We start from the raw sequence: 15,042 nt of genomic DNA, 5'->3' as shown, positions 1-15,042 counted from the left end.
GCAATTCAATGAAACTAACAAAACGTTCCGACTCGACAGTTACTGAACAGCAGAAGTTTGGTATTAGCCGTCGATCATTTATTAAGAGCAGCTCAATTGCCGCCAGTGGGGCTGTGGTTGCATCAGGTATGTTTGCACCTGGCATGATGAAAAAAGCGAAGGCAGAGTCCATATCTTCAGACGTAAAAACGGAAATTAAACGAACCATCTGTTCACACTGCTCCGTCGGTTGTGGTATCTATGCTGAAGTACAAAATGGCGTATGGACTGGACAGGAGCCCGCATTTGACCATCCATTTAACGCTGGAGGTCACTGTGCAAAAGGGGCTGCGCTTCGCGAGCATGGACACGGTGAACGCCGCTTGAAATACCCAATGAAGTTAGAAAATGGCAAGTGGGTCAAGCTAAGTTGGGAAGAGGCCATTAATGAAATTGGCGACAAAGCACTAGCCATTCGTAAAGAATCGGGGCCTGACTCTGTCTATTGGCTTGGCAGCGCGAAACACAATAACGAACAAGCGTATATGTATCGTAAAATGGCATCGCTATGGGGAACCAATAACGTTGACCACCAAGCACGTATTTGTCACTCAACCACAGTGGCTGGGGTAGCGAATACTTGGGGTTACGGCGCGATGACCAACTCATTTAACGATATGCATAATTGTAAATCAATTCTGTTCATCGGTTCGAACCCTGCTGAAGCGCATCCCGTAGCTATGCAACATATTCTGATCGCCAAAGAGAAAAACAATTGTAAGATCGTAGTGGCGGATCCTCGCCGAACCCGTACAGCAGCAAAGTCGGACCACTATGTATCACTTCGTCCGGGCTCTGATGTTTCATTTATCTGGGGTGTGTTGTGGCATGTTTTCGCCAACAAGTGGGAAGATAAAGAGTTCATCAAACAGCGCGTGTTCGGGATGGAAGAGATACGCGAAGAAGTGGCTAGATGGAAACCAGAAGAGGTCGAACGCGTAACAGGTGTCAATGAAGCTGATGTCTACCAAACCGCAAAACTGCTGTCAGAGAATCGTCCTGGTTGCGTCGTGTGGTGTATGGGGGGAACTCAGCACACCACAGGCAATAACAATACTCGCGCTTACTGTATCTTAGAACTGGCTTTAGGCAACATGGGGAAAGCGGGCGGTGGGACTAACATCTTCCGTGGCCACGATAATGTTCAGGGTGCCACCGACTTCGGTGTGTTATCTCATACGCTGCCAGGCTACTACGGTTTGTCTGACGGCGCATGGAAACACTGGAGTAAAGTGTGGGATCTTGATATTGATTGGGTTAAAGCGCGTTTCGACCAAGAAAAGTACAGCGGAAAAAATCCAATGAATAACATGGGTATTCCTGTTTCTCGTTGGGCAGATGGTGTATTAGAAAATAGCGAAAACATTGAACAAAAAGACAATATTCGCGCCATGTTCTATTGGGGACATGCGGTTAATTCACAAACCCGTGGTACCGACATCAAAAAAGCGATGCAAAAACTGGATATGATGGTCATTGTCGACCCATACCCAACTGTCGCTGCCGTTATGCACGATAGAACCGATGGCGTCTATCTGCTGCCAGCCACCACTCAATTTGAAACTTATGGATCGGTTACAGCCTCCAACCGTTCACTTCAATGGCGCGATAAAGTCATTGAACCCCTGTTCGAGTCTAAACCGGATCACGAGATCATGTATCTTCTGACCAAAAAGCTCGGATTTTCCGATCAACTGTTTAAGCACATCAAGGTTGAGAACAACCAACCGAATATTGAAGATATTACACGTGAATATAACAGAGGCATGTGGACCATCGGATATACCGGTCAGAGTCCAGAACGATTAAAAGCACATCAAAAAAATTGGCACACCTTCCATCACACCACTTTAGAAGCAGAGGGAGGCCCAATCCATGGGGAAACGTATGGATTACCGTGGCCATGTTGGGGAACCCCAGAGATGAAACATCCGGGTACCCACATTCTGTATGACACATCAAAACCCGTTGCAGAAGGCGGTGGTAATTTCCGTGCTCGCTTTGGCGTGGAGTTTGAAGGAAAAAGTCTGCTTGCTGAAGACAGTTATCCGAAAGGGTGTGACATTGAAGATGGTCACCCAGAATTTTCAGATAAGTTACTCAAGCAGCTAGGCTGGTGGAATGAACTGACAGCAGAAGAGAAAGCCGCTGCTGAAGGTAAAAACTGGAAAACTGATCTCTCAGGTGGGATCCAACGTGTGGCGGTTAAGCATGGTTGTATGCCATTTGGTAATGCCAAAGCGCGTGCGATTGTGTGGACTTTCCCAGATCGCGTACCAAAACATAGAGAGCCATTGTACACCCCAAGACGTGATCTCGTTACCGACTACCCAACGTGGGATGACAGTAAATCAATCTACCGACTACCGACGCTGTATAAGTCAATTCAAGATCAGGACTTCTCTAAAGAGTACCCAATCATCCTCACTTCTGGTCGTTTAGTTGAATATGAAGGTGGCGGAGAAGAGACACGTTCTAACCCTTGGCTGGCTGAGCTGCAACAAGAGATGTTTGTCGAAGTAAACCCTAAAGACGCCAACGATATCGGATTCAAAGATGGCGATATGGTGTGGGTAGAAGGAGCGGAGAAAGGCCGTATTCACGTAAAGGCGATGGTAACTCGTCGAGTGAAACCGGGGCTGGCATTCTTGCCTTTCCATTTCGGAGGCAAGTTTGAAGGGGTTGATCTTCACGATAAATACCCTGAAGGAACCGTTCCTTATGTTACGGGTGAGGCGGCAAATACTGCCACTACCTATGGCTATGATCCGGTGACACAAATGCAAGAGTCTAAAGTCACTCTCTGTAAAATTACCAAAGCGTAGGAGTTAACAAAATGGCCCGTATGAAATTTCTGTGTGACACCAAACGCTGCATTGAGTGTAATGGCTGTGTCACCGCGTGTAAAAATGAAAATGATGACGCTTTAGAGTGGGGGATCCAACGTCGTCGAGTCGTTACCCTCAATGATGGTGAGGTGGGTGAAAACTCCATCTCTGTCGCTTGTATGCACTGCACCGATGCTCCTTGTATGGCAGTTTGTCCTGCTGACTGTTTTGAGCAGACGGAAGATGGCATTGTTCTGCATAATAAGGATCTCTGCATCGGTTGTGGTTACTGTCTGTTTGCCTGCCCATTTGGTGCACCTCAGTTCCCAAAACAGGGCGCATTTGCAGAGCGTGGAAAAATGGATAAGTGTACATTCTGTGCTGGTGGCCCTGAAACTGAGAATGGCTCACTAGAAGAGAAACAGAAATATGGTGCGAACCGTATCGCAGAAGGTAAGTTGCCAATGTGTGCTTCTCTGTGTTCGACCAAAGCACTTATTGCGGGTGATGCTGAGAAAGTCTCCGAGATATTCCGCCAACGTGTTGTTGAACGTGGTGCGAAACAAGCCGGTTGGTCTAATGGCGAAGATATCTCTTACGACGCAACTAAGAGCTAGAGCTGAACCCCTTAACCTGTTGTGCGGTTCTCACGGACTGCACAGCAAATGACTATAATATTCATTGGAGAACACTTATGCATTCAAGACTTTTAAGACGTCTTGCAGCATCAATACTCTCTCTCGTTTTTGTGCTAACTTCGGCGCTATTTAGTGTCCAGAGTGTGGCTGCAGACAGCTCTAAACCATCCAATAGTGCCCAGCAAGAGATGATACAACTGGCTGGTGCTGACTATTGGCGTCAAGTTCGAGACGGTGAAGAAGGCTACACCACCTCAACCTCTCCTGAACACGGAATGTTAATTAATGTTCCGGGGCAGACGTGGTTTAAACTGAAAGAGAAGTGGATGTCTCCTTTAGGGGCATTGGCCATTTTTGGTAGCTTAGCACTTGTGACATTGGCTTATTTTATTGTAGGGCCATTGAAATTAAGTAAACCGAAAACAGGTAGAAAAATACAACGTTGGAGCCGCATCGATAGGGCGCTACACTGGAGCATGGCCTTTACTTTCCTAACCTTAGCGTTCAGTGGGCTGTGCTTAGTGTATGGTAAACACTTTATCAAACCTGTCGTGCCGACTGAAATCTGGGGCTGGGTCATCCTAGCAGCTAAGCAGTACCACAACTATGTTGGGCCTGTCTTCTTTATTCTGTTAATGACGGTACTGATCAAGTGGTGGCGTAAGAGTGTGATCAACAAAATCGATATACAGTGGTTTATGAAGCTTGGTGGTATGGTAGGCAAACATAAAGGCACGCATCCATCGGCTGGTTTCTCCAACGGTGGTGAGAAGATGATCTTCTGGCTATTGATATGGTTCGGAGCGGTTGCGGCGCTTAGCGGCTTTGTGCTCGATTTTCCAATCTTTGGCCAGCTTCGAAGAGACATGGAGCTGTCCAACCTGATTCATATGTTTTCTGCGCTTATTCTAATTTGCGGGTTCATCTTTCATATCTACATCGGTCTGTTTGGTATGGAAGCCGCGCTAGATGGCATGATAACGGGTGAGGTTGATGAAACATGGGCCAAAGAACATCATGACTTATGGTACCAAGAGGTAAAAGACCTGCCAGAAAACAATAAAGATAAGAGCAGTAATGGATAAGTAACCTGCTCTTTCCCCCTCTAAAGCCAACCCTGTGTTGGCTTTTGTCATTAAAGACTAATGTCTACTTTACTCAATGAATAATAGTTGCTTGAATAGAGCCATAAACAGATTTATGACAAGGAGTTATCATGCTGTTTCCTTATAAAAATATCGTGATTTTAACCGGGGCTGGCATCTCTGCAGAGTCGGGAATAAAGACATTCCGTGCCAGCGACGGCTTATGGGAGAACCACAAGATTGAAGATGTTGCCACGCCCGAAGGGTTTCAAAAAGATCCTGAGTTGGTGCAATCGTTTTACAATCAGCGCCGTTTAAAGCTTCAACAATCAGATATCGCGCCTAACGATGCACACCTCGCGTTAAGCCGTTTAGAAAAACACCTTGATGGTAACGTCACTATCATTACACAGAACATTGATAACCTGCATGAAAGGGCAGGAAACACCAATATCATTCACATGCACGGTGAGTTACTGAAAGCGCGCTGTTCGCACTCTGATCAGGTGATTGAGTGGAAAGGGGATATACACACTGGTGAGCTGTGCCACTGCTGCCAAATGCCGGCACAGTTACGACCTCATATTGTCTGGTTTGGAGAGATGCCACTGGGAATGGGGAAGATCCATGATGTCTTAAACAATGCTGACCTCTTTATCTCCATAGGCACCTCAGGTTCAGTCTACCCTGCTGCTGGTTTTGTCCACGAAGCGGCACTTAATGGTGCTCATACTGTCGAGATCAACTTAGAGCCCAGTGCCGTACAAAATGAGTTTGCTGAAAAACGCTACGGCAGGGCAGGCACACTTGTCCCAGCGTTTGTCGATGAGATCTTAGCGATGTAGTCATTAAAGCATGGGACTAATTACTGTTTAAAGTGTCTGTCGCATGTTTTCGCCGCGAGTGCGACCGTACTCTTTTCGTTAGTCTCTAGTCACTTTCATCAACCTCCAAGACACGTTTGCTATTATCAAAAAATACCAAGCTCGGAGTGTAACTTAACGTTAAGTTTACCTCTCGATAGAAGGTCATCAGTGATCCTTGCCCTCTTAACGCTAGGATCACAGTTACATTTTCATTCAGCTCAGATTAATTCAACTCAGTTCACTGCGATTTCTAAACTCATCTAAAACATGAGGATTAGAAATCGCACCAATGTTCTCAATGGCTTTCCCATGTACAGCGTCCCTCACTGCAATTTCAGTCAGCTTACCAGAACGTGTTCGAGGAATTTCAGATACCGTTAATATAATCGCAGGGACATGCCTTGGACTGCAGTTGGTTCGAATTTCGGTTTTAATCGCTTTTTGTAGCTCTGCTGTTAGCTGACAACCCGCTGCTAACTGAACAAACAGTACCACTCGAACATCGTTATTCCACTGCTGGCCAATAACGATAGAGTCAAGTACCTCTTCAACCTTAGCCACTTGTCGATAAATCTCTGCGGTACCAATCCTGACACCACCAGGGTTAAGGATCGCATCAGATCGACCATAAAAGACCAATCCACCTTGTTGTGTCTCCATCACAAAGTCTCCGTGATGCCATACATCAGGATATTTAGACCAATAAGCAGCATGGTATTTATCACCGTTAGGATCATTCCAAAAACCAATTGGCTGATTTGGGAAACTGTTACGACACACAAGTTCACCTCGATGCCCCACCAGTTTATCTGTTGGATCCTCGCTCCCTTCAACAGACTGCACCACCGCAACATCCATCGCTAAGCCTTTGCCCTGACAGGCACCTTTGTAGATCGGCGAGTAGGGGTTACCAATGGCAAAACAGCCGCAGATGTCAGTTCCACCAGCGATAGAACTTAGTAGCAAATCAGGTTTAACATGTGTATATACAAACTCAAAGGAGTCAGCGCTTAATACCGATCCCGTTGAGCAGATACTGTTTAATGGTGCTAACGTGTAATTATCTGTCGGGTAATACTCCACTTTTTCTAACTGTTCTAGATACTTGGCTGAGCAGCCCAACAGAGTCACACCGTCACTTTCGCATATCTGCCACAGCCTAGAAATGTCAGGGAAAGCAGGATTCCCATCAAATAACACTAAGGTTGCCCCACTGGCTAACCCTGAAACCAGCCAGTTCCACATCATCCAACCACAGGTCGTAAAATAGAACATTTTATCTTGTGGTTTCACATTACAATGCAGTTGATGTTCTTTTAGGTGGCTCAGTAACATTCCGCCAACTGAGTGGATAATACACTTAGGTTTTCCGGTAGTTCCTGAAGAGTAGAGAATAAATAGGGGGTCATTGAATTGGCATGGGACATAACCAATCTCTGTCGTTTCAGTACTGTTAACTAGTGTTGACCAATCAGTGAACTGTCCACAGGTTGAGAACTTTTCTGGTTGATTATCATCAAGGTAGTCAATCACGACACAGTGTTCGATCGAGTCGATGGCGGTTACGATCTCATTGATTGCCTCTTCACAACGGAATGATTTCCCATTGTATTGGTAACCATTCACGCTAAATAGCACCTTAGGCTTAGTCTGACCAAACCTATCGACCACACTACTGGCACCGAAGTCCGGTGAGGTTGAGGTCCATACTGCACCTAACGATGTAGTAGCAAGCATAGCAACTACGGCTTCGGTAGTATTGGCGACGTAACCTGCCACCACATCCCCTTTAGTGATACCCACCGATTTCAAATAGTGTGTCACTGTACTGACTTGGTGATAAAGTTCCTGCCAAGTCAATTGAGTAGCAAGGGCTGAGTTCTCTTTATGGCAGATAATTGCAGGAGCATGAGGCGTGATATCGACATATTTGAGCATGTTTTCAGCGTAATTAAGCTGAGCAGAGGGAAACCATATTGAGGATTCACTCGACGTGACCTGATCCATGGTAAATAGGGTTCGGTTATCAGGCGTGTGCTTACTGCCAATGATTTCACAATAATCCCATAACTGACTCCAAAACTGTTCGCTACGATCAACCGACCATTGGTGCAGCAGACTAAAGTCTAGACTCTGTTTGTGTTCGTATTCATCCAAACCTTCAACAAACCGATGCAATAGACTCGACTTTTTCTGCTGCTCATTCGGTTGCCACATCATCACATCTTGTACTGCTACGTGTTGATTCATTGTCGATTTTCCTTAATCTGGTAACGCATCTTTTATGGGCTTTTGGGTTATTCCATATTGGTAGATACGTAATAATGTTGGGTAAGGGGTCATGTCTAGTTCAAAACGAAGGGCATTAAAGATTTGCGGTATTAAACAGACATCAAGCAAATTGGGTGTATCAGAATAGGAGAAGTGAGTATCACCATGCTGCAGTTCTGCTTCGAGGGCTTCAAACCCAATAGCCAACCAATGGTGATACCACTCTGTCTTTTGCTCGTCGTTGACGTCAAGATTTTGATTCAGATATTTTAATACTCGAAGGTTATTCAATGGGTGAATATCACAACAGATCTGCAGAGCTAATGAGCGGATTTGAGCACGTTGCCAAGGATCGTTAGGCAGCAATGGAGACTGTGGGTAACATTCATCCAAATACTCAATAATGGCCAATGACTGACTTAACTTTCCCTCCTCAGTCATCAAGGTCGGCACCAAGCCTGCAGGATTAATTGCTTTGTAATCCGCAGACGTCTGATCTCCGTCTAATAATGAGATAGGCGACAATTGGTGCTCGATCTCTTTCAAATTCAGTACTATTCGAACTCGAAACGATGCTGAAGAACGGAAATAATCTAACAGCTCAACCATGATACCCCCTTATTTTATTTGCACTTGATACGGAACAACTTGTTGTTCGATAGCACCAAAGATTGACTTACCAGATGAATCAACCATATCTATTTTCACGCGATCACCATACTGCATAAAGGGTGTTTTTGGTGCGCCGTCTTCTATGGTTTCAATCATACGTACTTCAGCAATGCAGCATGATCCTGCGCTTCGGTCACGATTTGAGACGGTGCCTGATCCTATGATGGTACCGGCGGCTAGATGCCTTGATTTGGCTACATGTTCAACCAGTTGTGAAAAATCAAACGTCATGTCTACACCAGCGTTAGGCTGACCAAATTGCTGTTCATTTAGCCAGACATTCAACGGAAGGTGTACTTTGTTGTCTCGCCAGTTGTCATTGAGTTCATCAGGTGTAATAGCAATAGCGGAGAAGGCTGAGGCAGGCTTAGATTGGAAAAAACCAAATCCTTTGCCGAGCTCTCCTGGAATTAAATTACGAAGGGAAACATCGTTCACAAGCATAAGTAGTTTGATATGTTCAGCGGCATCTTTTGCATTCACGGCCATTGGTACGTCGTCAGTAATAACGGCAATCTCACCTTCAAAATCAACGCCCCAATTAATATCTGCAATTTCGATATCAGCAGTAGGGCTATAGAAGCCATCAGACATCCCTTGATATACCAAAGGGTCCGTCCAAAAACTGGCTGGCATTTCGGCACCACGAGCTTTACGAACTAACTCGACGTGGTTTACATAGGCACTGCCATCAGCCCATTGAAATGCACGTGGAAGGGGAGAAGCACACTCTTTTATCTCAAAAGGAAACTGACTCTCAAGCTCGTTTGCGTTTAATTGGTCATAGACCTTACCTAATTGTGGCGATAACGCTTGCCAATTGTCTAACGCATATTGAAGGGTGGGTGCGATGTCAGATACCAGTGTGGCGTGAGTAAGCGCTCTGTTCACCACAATTAATTGACCATCACGACCACGATTTAGGGATGCTAATTTCATTACTAATCCTCACTTTATGCGTTTAACGATGTGTTATCCCTCTAATTTGTAACATCCGAACCCAATTGGCAAATAAATAATCAAACTATCATCAAATTAAATAACATTTCGTACGTGGTAAATTACACTTTTGGAAAGCCGTGCCTTTAATCCCTGCTTTTATTGCAATAATGTCATTTGTACACATGAATTATGGACAGTAACAAAACGGATTAACCAACAAGACTGTAACATATTATTTACATCTTAGTTTTAACCAAATTTTGTGGATAGGCGACTTAACCAACAATAAGCCCTATTCTAAAAATAGGATATCAACAAGGGAATATCGATGGCTAAGATGACAAAGTATGTCTCAATAAAACCTGACCAAGATGGCATTGTCCAGTGGCGAGCTGAAGATGATGCAGTGTGGTCTCTATTGGTTAATCGGCAAATGCATAACATTCCTTCTAAGGCGTGTCGTGAATACCTAGACGGGTTAGCATTATTAGATTTAGACCGTAATCGCGCCCCCCAACTCAATGATATCAATAAAGTTCTAGAGCAAAGTACAGGATGGCGTATTGAGCCTGTTCCTGCATTGATTAATTTCGACCGTTTTTTTAAACTGCTCTCAGAGAAGAAATTCCCTGCCGCCACGTTCATGCGCAGCGAAGAGGAGATTGAGTACTTGCAAGAACCCGATTTTTTCCATGAAATCTTTGGACACTGCGCCATGCTAACCAATCCATCGTTTGCAGAGTTTACTCATCAATATGGGTTGCTCGGCGCCAAAGCAAGCAAAGAGGATAGGGTTTATTTAGCGCGCCTCTACTGGTTCACCGTAGAATTTGGTCTGGTCGGCGCGCCTGATGATTATAAAGTATATGGTGGCGGGATCTTATCATCACCCAGTGAAACCAATTATGTTGGCTTACCGGATAAAAAGAGCACAGGAAAAAGCACACCCCGTAAATGTATCGTGAAAAAATTCGATGCAGTTGACATCATGAGAACACCATACCGCATTGATATCATGCAACCGATCTATTTTGCTATCGACTCTATCGAAGCACTATTAGAGTTAACCAGACAAGATATCATGTCAAAAGTAGAACAAGCGAAAGCACTAGGCTTGCACTCACCGATGTTTCCTCCAAAAGAGGAACAACCAACACCAATTTCAAACACTTCAACCGTAATAGAGTAGAGGGAACAATGTCAGTACTTACCGAAATGAAATGCGAAGCGTGCCAAATAGATGCACCCCAGGTTAATAACAGTGAAATGGTTGAACTCATGTTGCAGCTGCCTGAGTGGACCATCATAAAAGACCAGGGCGTTTCTCAGCTAGAGCGCGCCTATAAATTCAAGAACTTTAAACTCGCATGGGATTTTACAAATGCAGTTGCTGCGTTAGCAGAAGCTGAGTTTCACCACCCTGAAATCACGTTGGAGTGGGGCAAGGTTACCGTTCGTTGGTGGAGCCACTCCATCAAAGGCTTGCATAAGAACGATTTTATCTGTGCTTCTAAAACGGATTCACTGATGTAACCCTACACCTCAGTCTCACACCCCATAAAAAAACGCCTGATGGAATCTCCATCAGGCGTTTTTTACTATCGTTAACGCTCTGATTAACGTTATTCAGTGATTACTTGTCCACTTTTAAGCGGATGAAGAACTCTTCATAAAGAGTGCTAGCATCACCCACTTCATCCTGCCATTCGCCTGTTTCATACGCTGAAGCAGGTGGGAATACATTTGGATCTTGTGCAAATGAAACGGGTAGGAACTGGTAAGCCGTTTTCACTGGTGTTGGGTAACCAATCTCTAGTGCGATTTTAGCTGCATTTTCAGGGCGCAATAAGAAGTTGATCATCTTATGTGCTGCTTCTGTGTTCTTAGCTCCTGCTGGAATCGCTAAGCTGTCCATCCAGAATATGGTCCCTTTCTCTGGCCACACTATCTGGATGTTCGCGCCTTCTTGACGAGCAATATATGCGGAACCGTTCCACAACATACCTAATGAGGTCTCACCCGCCAAATACGGGTTAGCAGGGAAGTCTGAGTTAAAGACCAGTACATTTGGCATTAACTTACGTAACTCTTCGTACGCCTCTTTGATTTGCGCTGGATCGGTCGTGTTGCCTGAGTAGCCTAATTTACTTAATGCAATTTGGAAAAACTCGCGAGAGTCATCCATCATCATCAATTGACCTTCCCATTTCGGATCCCAAAGGTCACTCCAATTGCTGACCTCGTTAGGATCCATTAAATCGGCATTAACACCAATACCTGTGGCGCCCCAGACGTAAGGTATCGAGTAACTATTATCAGGATCAAAAGGCTTGTTTAGATACTTTTCGTCCAAATCGTTAAAGTGCGTTAATTTTGTTTTATCAATCTCTTGTAACATATTCTCTTTTCGCATCTTAGAGACGAAATAGGTTGATGGTACGACAAGATCATAACCGCTGCCTTGAGTCTTTAGCTTCGCATACATACTTTCGTTAGATTCGTAGGTCGAGTAGTACACTTTGATGCCAGTCTCTTCGGTAAACTGTTCAAGTATTTCATTTGGGATATATTCAGACCAATTATAAAAATAAAGCTCATTTTCAGCAGCATTAACACTTCCAGTGAAGATCATAGAGGCAAAACATGTCGCGGCTGCTATTGAAGAAAACTTCTTCATTAATAACTCCTATATCGCTGTGATAATTTGGCTAAAGAGATTAGCTGAATAAAAAATTTGCACGAGTATAACAAACAAAAGACGATTAACATCACATAATTTATGCAATTCACCGATAATAAATGATTGGGCTCACCTATTTTATTTTGTCTTTGGCAATGAGTTGAGATAACAGCACCATACTCAAAGAGACAATCAGCATAATTGTCGCCAAAGCATTTACCTCAGGAGAGATGCCGACTTTAACCATAGAATAAATTTTCAATGGCAGAATCTCATAAGTCGGACCGGTAACAAAGGAGCTAATAATGACGTCATCGAGTGATAAGGTAAAACTCAGCAACCAACCCGCAGAAATGGCTGGCTTAGCCAACGGGAAGATGATCTGCTTAAGAATAATCCATTCACTCGCCCCTAAGTCTTTGGCTGCTTCAAGCATTTTTACATCGAACCCTTTTAAACGGCTATAGACGGTTACCACCACAAAAGGGAGGCAGAAAGTGATATGAGCGATCAGTAAGGTAACAAAACCTAGCTGTACACCAATGACTAAAAACAGCGCTAAAAAGGCGATCGCCATGACAATATCAGGCGACATCATCACAGTAAAAAGCAATCCATTAATGAAGTTTTTTCCTTTAAACCGGAAGCGAAATAGCGCGACAGCAGTCAAGCTACCAATGACAGTAGCAGCTGTTGCAGAAAATAACGCTACCGTCAGCGAGTTCGTTGCAGCTTGAAGTAAAGTGTCATTATTCAATAGCGCTTGATACCACTTAAAGGTAAATCCCCCCCATTTCATACCAAATTTACTGGCGTTAAATGAGTTCACAATCAGTACCACAATTGGGATATACAAAAAGGCGAACACTAAGGATAGAAATCCAAACTTAATAAAATTTCTCATTAATTCAGTTCCGATTTACGATGTAATAGTTTATTGGCTTTATAGTAAGCGTATAACAACATTGCCATCACGAGTGTTAGCGCTACACTGGTTGCTGAGCCAAACGGCCAATCACGAGCATTTAGTACCTGACTTTTAATGACGTTCCCAATGAGAAGGTTCTTCGCTCCCCCCAACAAGTCAGACACGTAAAACATACCTAAAGCAGGAAGCAATACCAGTAAACACCCTGCAATCACACCTGGCACCGTGAGGGGTATCGTGATCTTAATGAGCGTCTGTAAACGATTTGCCCCTAAGTCACGTGCTGCTTCGATATAGCTACGATCTAACTTCTCTATTGCCGAGTAGAGAGGCAGAATCATAAAAGGCAAGAGTATATAGACTAAACCGATCATCACCGCGTGTTCTGAATACATAATTCTGATCGGCTTATCAATAATATCCAAGTAGAGTAAGCTCTTATTCAATACACCCTGGCTGCCAAGCACAATCTTCAGCCCATAGGTACGAATCAGTGAGTTAGTCCAAAATGGGATAATCACTAAAAACAACATCAAAGGCCGGATTCTTTCAGGCAACTTAGTGATGATATATGCGAAAGGGTAGCCAATCAGTAAACAGAAAAATGTCGCCACGGTCGCCATATAAAGCGAGTGCCACATGACTTTGGCATACAGTGGATCAAATAATCGTCTGTAGTTATCCAGAGTAAACGTCAACTCAATCAGATTTGATTCGTCACGAGTTAAAAAACTGGTGCCGATAATCATCAAGTTTGGAATGAAGACAAACGTCACCAGCCAAAAAAGAATGAGGGTGATGATGTACTGCTGTAAACTAAATCTCTTCATTATCTCTCAGTACCACTTCCCAGCTTTCTACCCATGTAATAGCCACTTTTTGGCCCAAAGAGTGGTCAACATCAGGATCGTCTTCATTGAAGAACTCACTGACCATCACTTTTACCCCAGATTCAAGTTCAACCACAGAATCCAAAGTCATGCCTTTATAGGTGCGATCGACAATGTGACCAACAATCCCGCGGTTATCCGTTTTACTGATTTCTGTGATTCGTAAGTCTTCAGGTCTCAGTAGTACTTGCAGCTGATCACCCGTTTCAACGTGATCGGGGCAGGTGACTATCGTCTGTTTTCCTTCAATGACCGCAGTGATTCTTTTCTCATCGATACGGCTGACTACTTGCGCATCAAACACATTGATTTCGCCGATGAATTTCGCCACGAACAGATTTTTTGGTTCTTCGTATATTTCACGTGGTGAACCATCTTGCTCAATAACACCATCACGTAACACAATGATACGATCGGACATGGAGAGTGCTTCTTCTTGATCGTGAGTTACAAAGATAAAGGTGATGCCTAACTGTCTCTGTAACTGTTTAAGTTCGATCTGCATCTGCTTACGTAATTTATAATCCAGCGCTGAGAGTGACTCATCTAATAGCAGTACTTTTGGTTTGTTGATCACCGCACGAGCAATCGCTACACGTTGTTGTTGTCCCCCCGATAGCTGTTGTGGTTTTCGACTAGCCATATTGTCTAAACGAACCATACGCAATGCTTCCATCACTCGCGGTGTGATTTCACTGTCAGGTCTCTTTTGCATTTTTAGACCAAATGCCACATTCTCAAATACGGTCATATGTGGAAATAGGGCATAACTTTGAAACACGGTATTGACATGACGTTGTTCTGAGGGCAGCTCAGTCACGTCTATGCTGTCTAACAAAATGGAACCATTGTCTGCACTTTCAAAACCCGCGATCATTCGTAAAATCGTAGTTTTACCACAGCCCGAAGGACCAAGTAGTGTAATAAACTCACCATGGGCAACGGTCAAATTAAAGTTTGAGATGATCTCTTTATCATCAAAGCTTTTGCTGACATTGGTCAAGGTGATGACAGGGGGAATGTTTCGTTCAGTACTGGTCAATGCAGTTATGTCTCCGTTTAGCACAAAGCAATAATTGTAGGGGGAATAATAAGGCGCATGATAATAGCCAACCTCCACAAATAAAAGTGTTTTTAATCATTTCATCATGAAATATTTACTCACAGATTTCGGCCTAACTATAAAATATAGCAGTATATAAT

13 protein-coding genes are annotated in these 15,042 nt (G+C 43.9%); 6 read left to right on the top strand and 7 right to left on the bottom strand.

Annotated elements, in window-relative coordinates; translation table 11 throughout:
• The first annotated feature begins 8 nt into the window (after positions 1–8).
• From L4C32_RS01840 to cobB, 4 genes are all read left to right on the top strand, one after another.
• Positions 9–2,864, top strand: coding sequence for a formate dehydrogenase subunit alpha (locus tag L4C32_RS01840; protein WP_428195151.1), 2,856 nt, complete (start codon positions 9–11; stop codon positions 2,862–2,864).
• An 11-nt stretch (positions 2,865–2,875) separates the two neighbouring features.
• Complete coding sequence (gene fdh3B / locus L4C32_RS01835; protein WP_428195150.1) at positions 2,876–3,484, top strand: formate dehydrogenase FDH3 subunit beta; 609 nt, start codon at positions 2,876–2,878, stop codon at positions 3,482–3,484.
• Positions 3,485–3,561: 77 nt separating this feature from the next.
• Positions 3,562–4,590, top strand: a complete 1,029-nt coding sequence (locus L4C32_RS01830; RefSeq protein ID WP_428195149.1) for a formate dehydrogenase subunit gamma — start codon at positions 3,562–3,564, stop codon at positions 4,588–4,590.
• Between the two features lie 131 nt (positions 4,591–4,721).
• Positions 4,722–5,435, top strand: a complete 714-nt coding sequence (cobB, locus tag L4C32_RS01825; RefSeq protein ID WP_428195148.1) for a Sir2 family NAD+-dependent deacetylase — start codon at positions 4,722–4,724, stop codon at positions 5,433–5,435.
• Positions 5,436–5,684: 249 nt separating this feature from the next.
• Here the strand turns inward: cobB and L4C32_RS01820 are convergent, their stop codons facing one another.
• The 3 genes from L4C32_RS01820 to L4C32_RS01810 are packed head-to-tail and all read right to left on the bottom strand — an operon-like array spanning position 5,685 to position 9,338.
• Positions 5,685–7,706 (bottom strand): acetoacetate--CoA ligase, encoded by a 2,022-nt coding sequence (locus L4C32_RS01820; protein ID WP_428195147.1) that lies wholly within the window; start codon positions 7,704–7,706, stop codon positions 5,685–5,687.
• A 12-nt stretch (positions 7,707–7,718) separates the two neighbouring features.
• A complete protein-coding gene (gene maiA / locus L4C32_RS01815) occupies positions 7,719–8,336 on the bottom strand; it encodes a maleylacetoacetate isomerase (protein ID WP_428195146.1) in 618 nt (205 codons plus the stop codon).
• 9 nt (positions 8,337–8,345) lie between these two features.
• Positions 8,346–9,338, bottom strand: coding sequence for a fumarylacetoacetate hydrolase family protein (locus tag L4C32_RS01810; protein WP_428195145.1), 993 nt, complete (start codon positions 9,336–9,338; stop codon positions 8,346–8,348).
• Between the two features lie 340 nt (positions 9,339–9,678).
• Here L4C32_RS01810 and phhA point away from each other — a divergent pair, with 340 nt between their 5' ends.
• Positions 9,679–10,530 carry a phenylalanine 4-monooxygenase gene (phhA, locus tag L4C32_RS01805; RefSeq protein ID WP_428195288.1) on the top strand — a complete coding sequence of 284 codons (852 nt, stop codon included), beginning with the start codon at positions 9,679–9,681 and terminating at the stop codon, positions 10,528–10,530.
• A gap of 8 nt (positions 10,531–10,538) precedes the next feature.
• Positions 10,539–10,874, top strand: coding sequence for a 4a-hydroxytetrahydrobiopterin dehydratase (locus L4C32_RS01800; RefSeq protein ID WP_428195144.1), 336 nt, complete (start codon positions 10,539–10,541; stop codon positions 10,872–10,874).
• A gap of 100 nt (positions 10,875–10,974) precedes the next feature.
• Here L4C32_RS01800 and L4C32_RS01795 read toward each other — a convergent pair whose 3' ends face one another.
• From L4C32_RS01795 to potA, 4 genes are all read right to left on the bottom strand, one after another.
• Positions 10,975–12,018: an extracellular solute-binding protein gene (locus L4C32_RS01795; RefSeq protein WP_428195143.1), complete on the bottom strand. Its 1,044-nt coding sequence runs from the start codon at positions 12,016–12,018 to the stop codon at positions 10,975–10,977.
• Positions 12,019–12,154: 136 nt separating this feature from the next.
• Complete coding sequence (gene potC / locus L4C32_RS01790) at positions 12,155–12,925, bottom strand: spermidine/putrescine ABC transporter permease PotC (RefSeq protein ID WP_428195142.1); 771 nt, start codon at positions 12,923–12,925, stop codon at positions 12,155–12,157.
• Entirely contained in the window at positions 12,925–13,779 is an 855-nt protein-coding gene (gene potB / locus L4C32_RS01785; protein ID WP_428195141.1) for a spermidine/putrescine ABC transporter permease PotB, read from the bottom strand. Before potB ends, potC begins: the two co-directional genes overlap by 1 nt.
• A complete protein-coding gene (potA, locus tag L4C32_RS01780) occupies positions 13,766–14,890 on the bottom strand; it encodes a spermidine/putrescine ABC transporter ATP-binding protein PotA (protein ID WP_428195287.1) in 1,125 nt (374 codons plus the stop codon). Before potA ends, potB begins: the two co-directional genes overlap by 14 nt.
• Between the last annotated feature and the right edge of the window lie 152 nt (positions 14,891–15,042).

Source organism: Aliivibrio kagoshimensis (assembly GCF_050337105.1).
Lineage (GTDB): Bacteria > Pseudomonadota > Gammaproteobacteria > Enterobacterales > Vibrionaceae > Aliivibrio_A > Aliivibrio_A kagoshimensis.
Note: the sequence above shows the minus strand (reverse complement) of the source record. Positions and strands in the feature narration are given on the sequence as shown.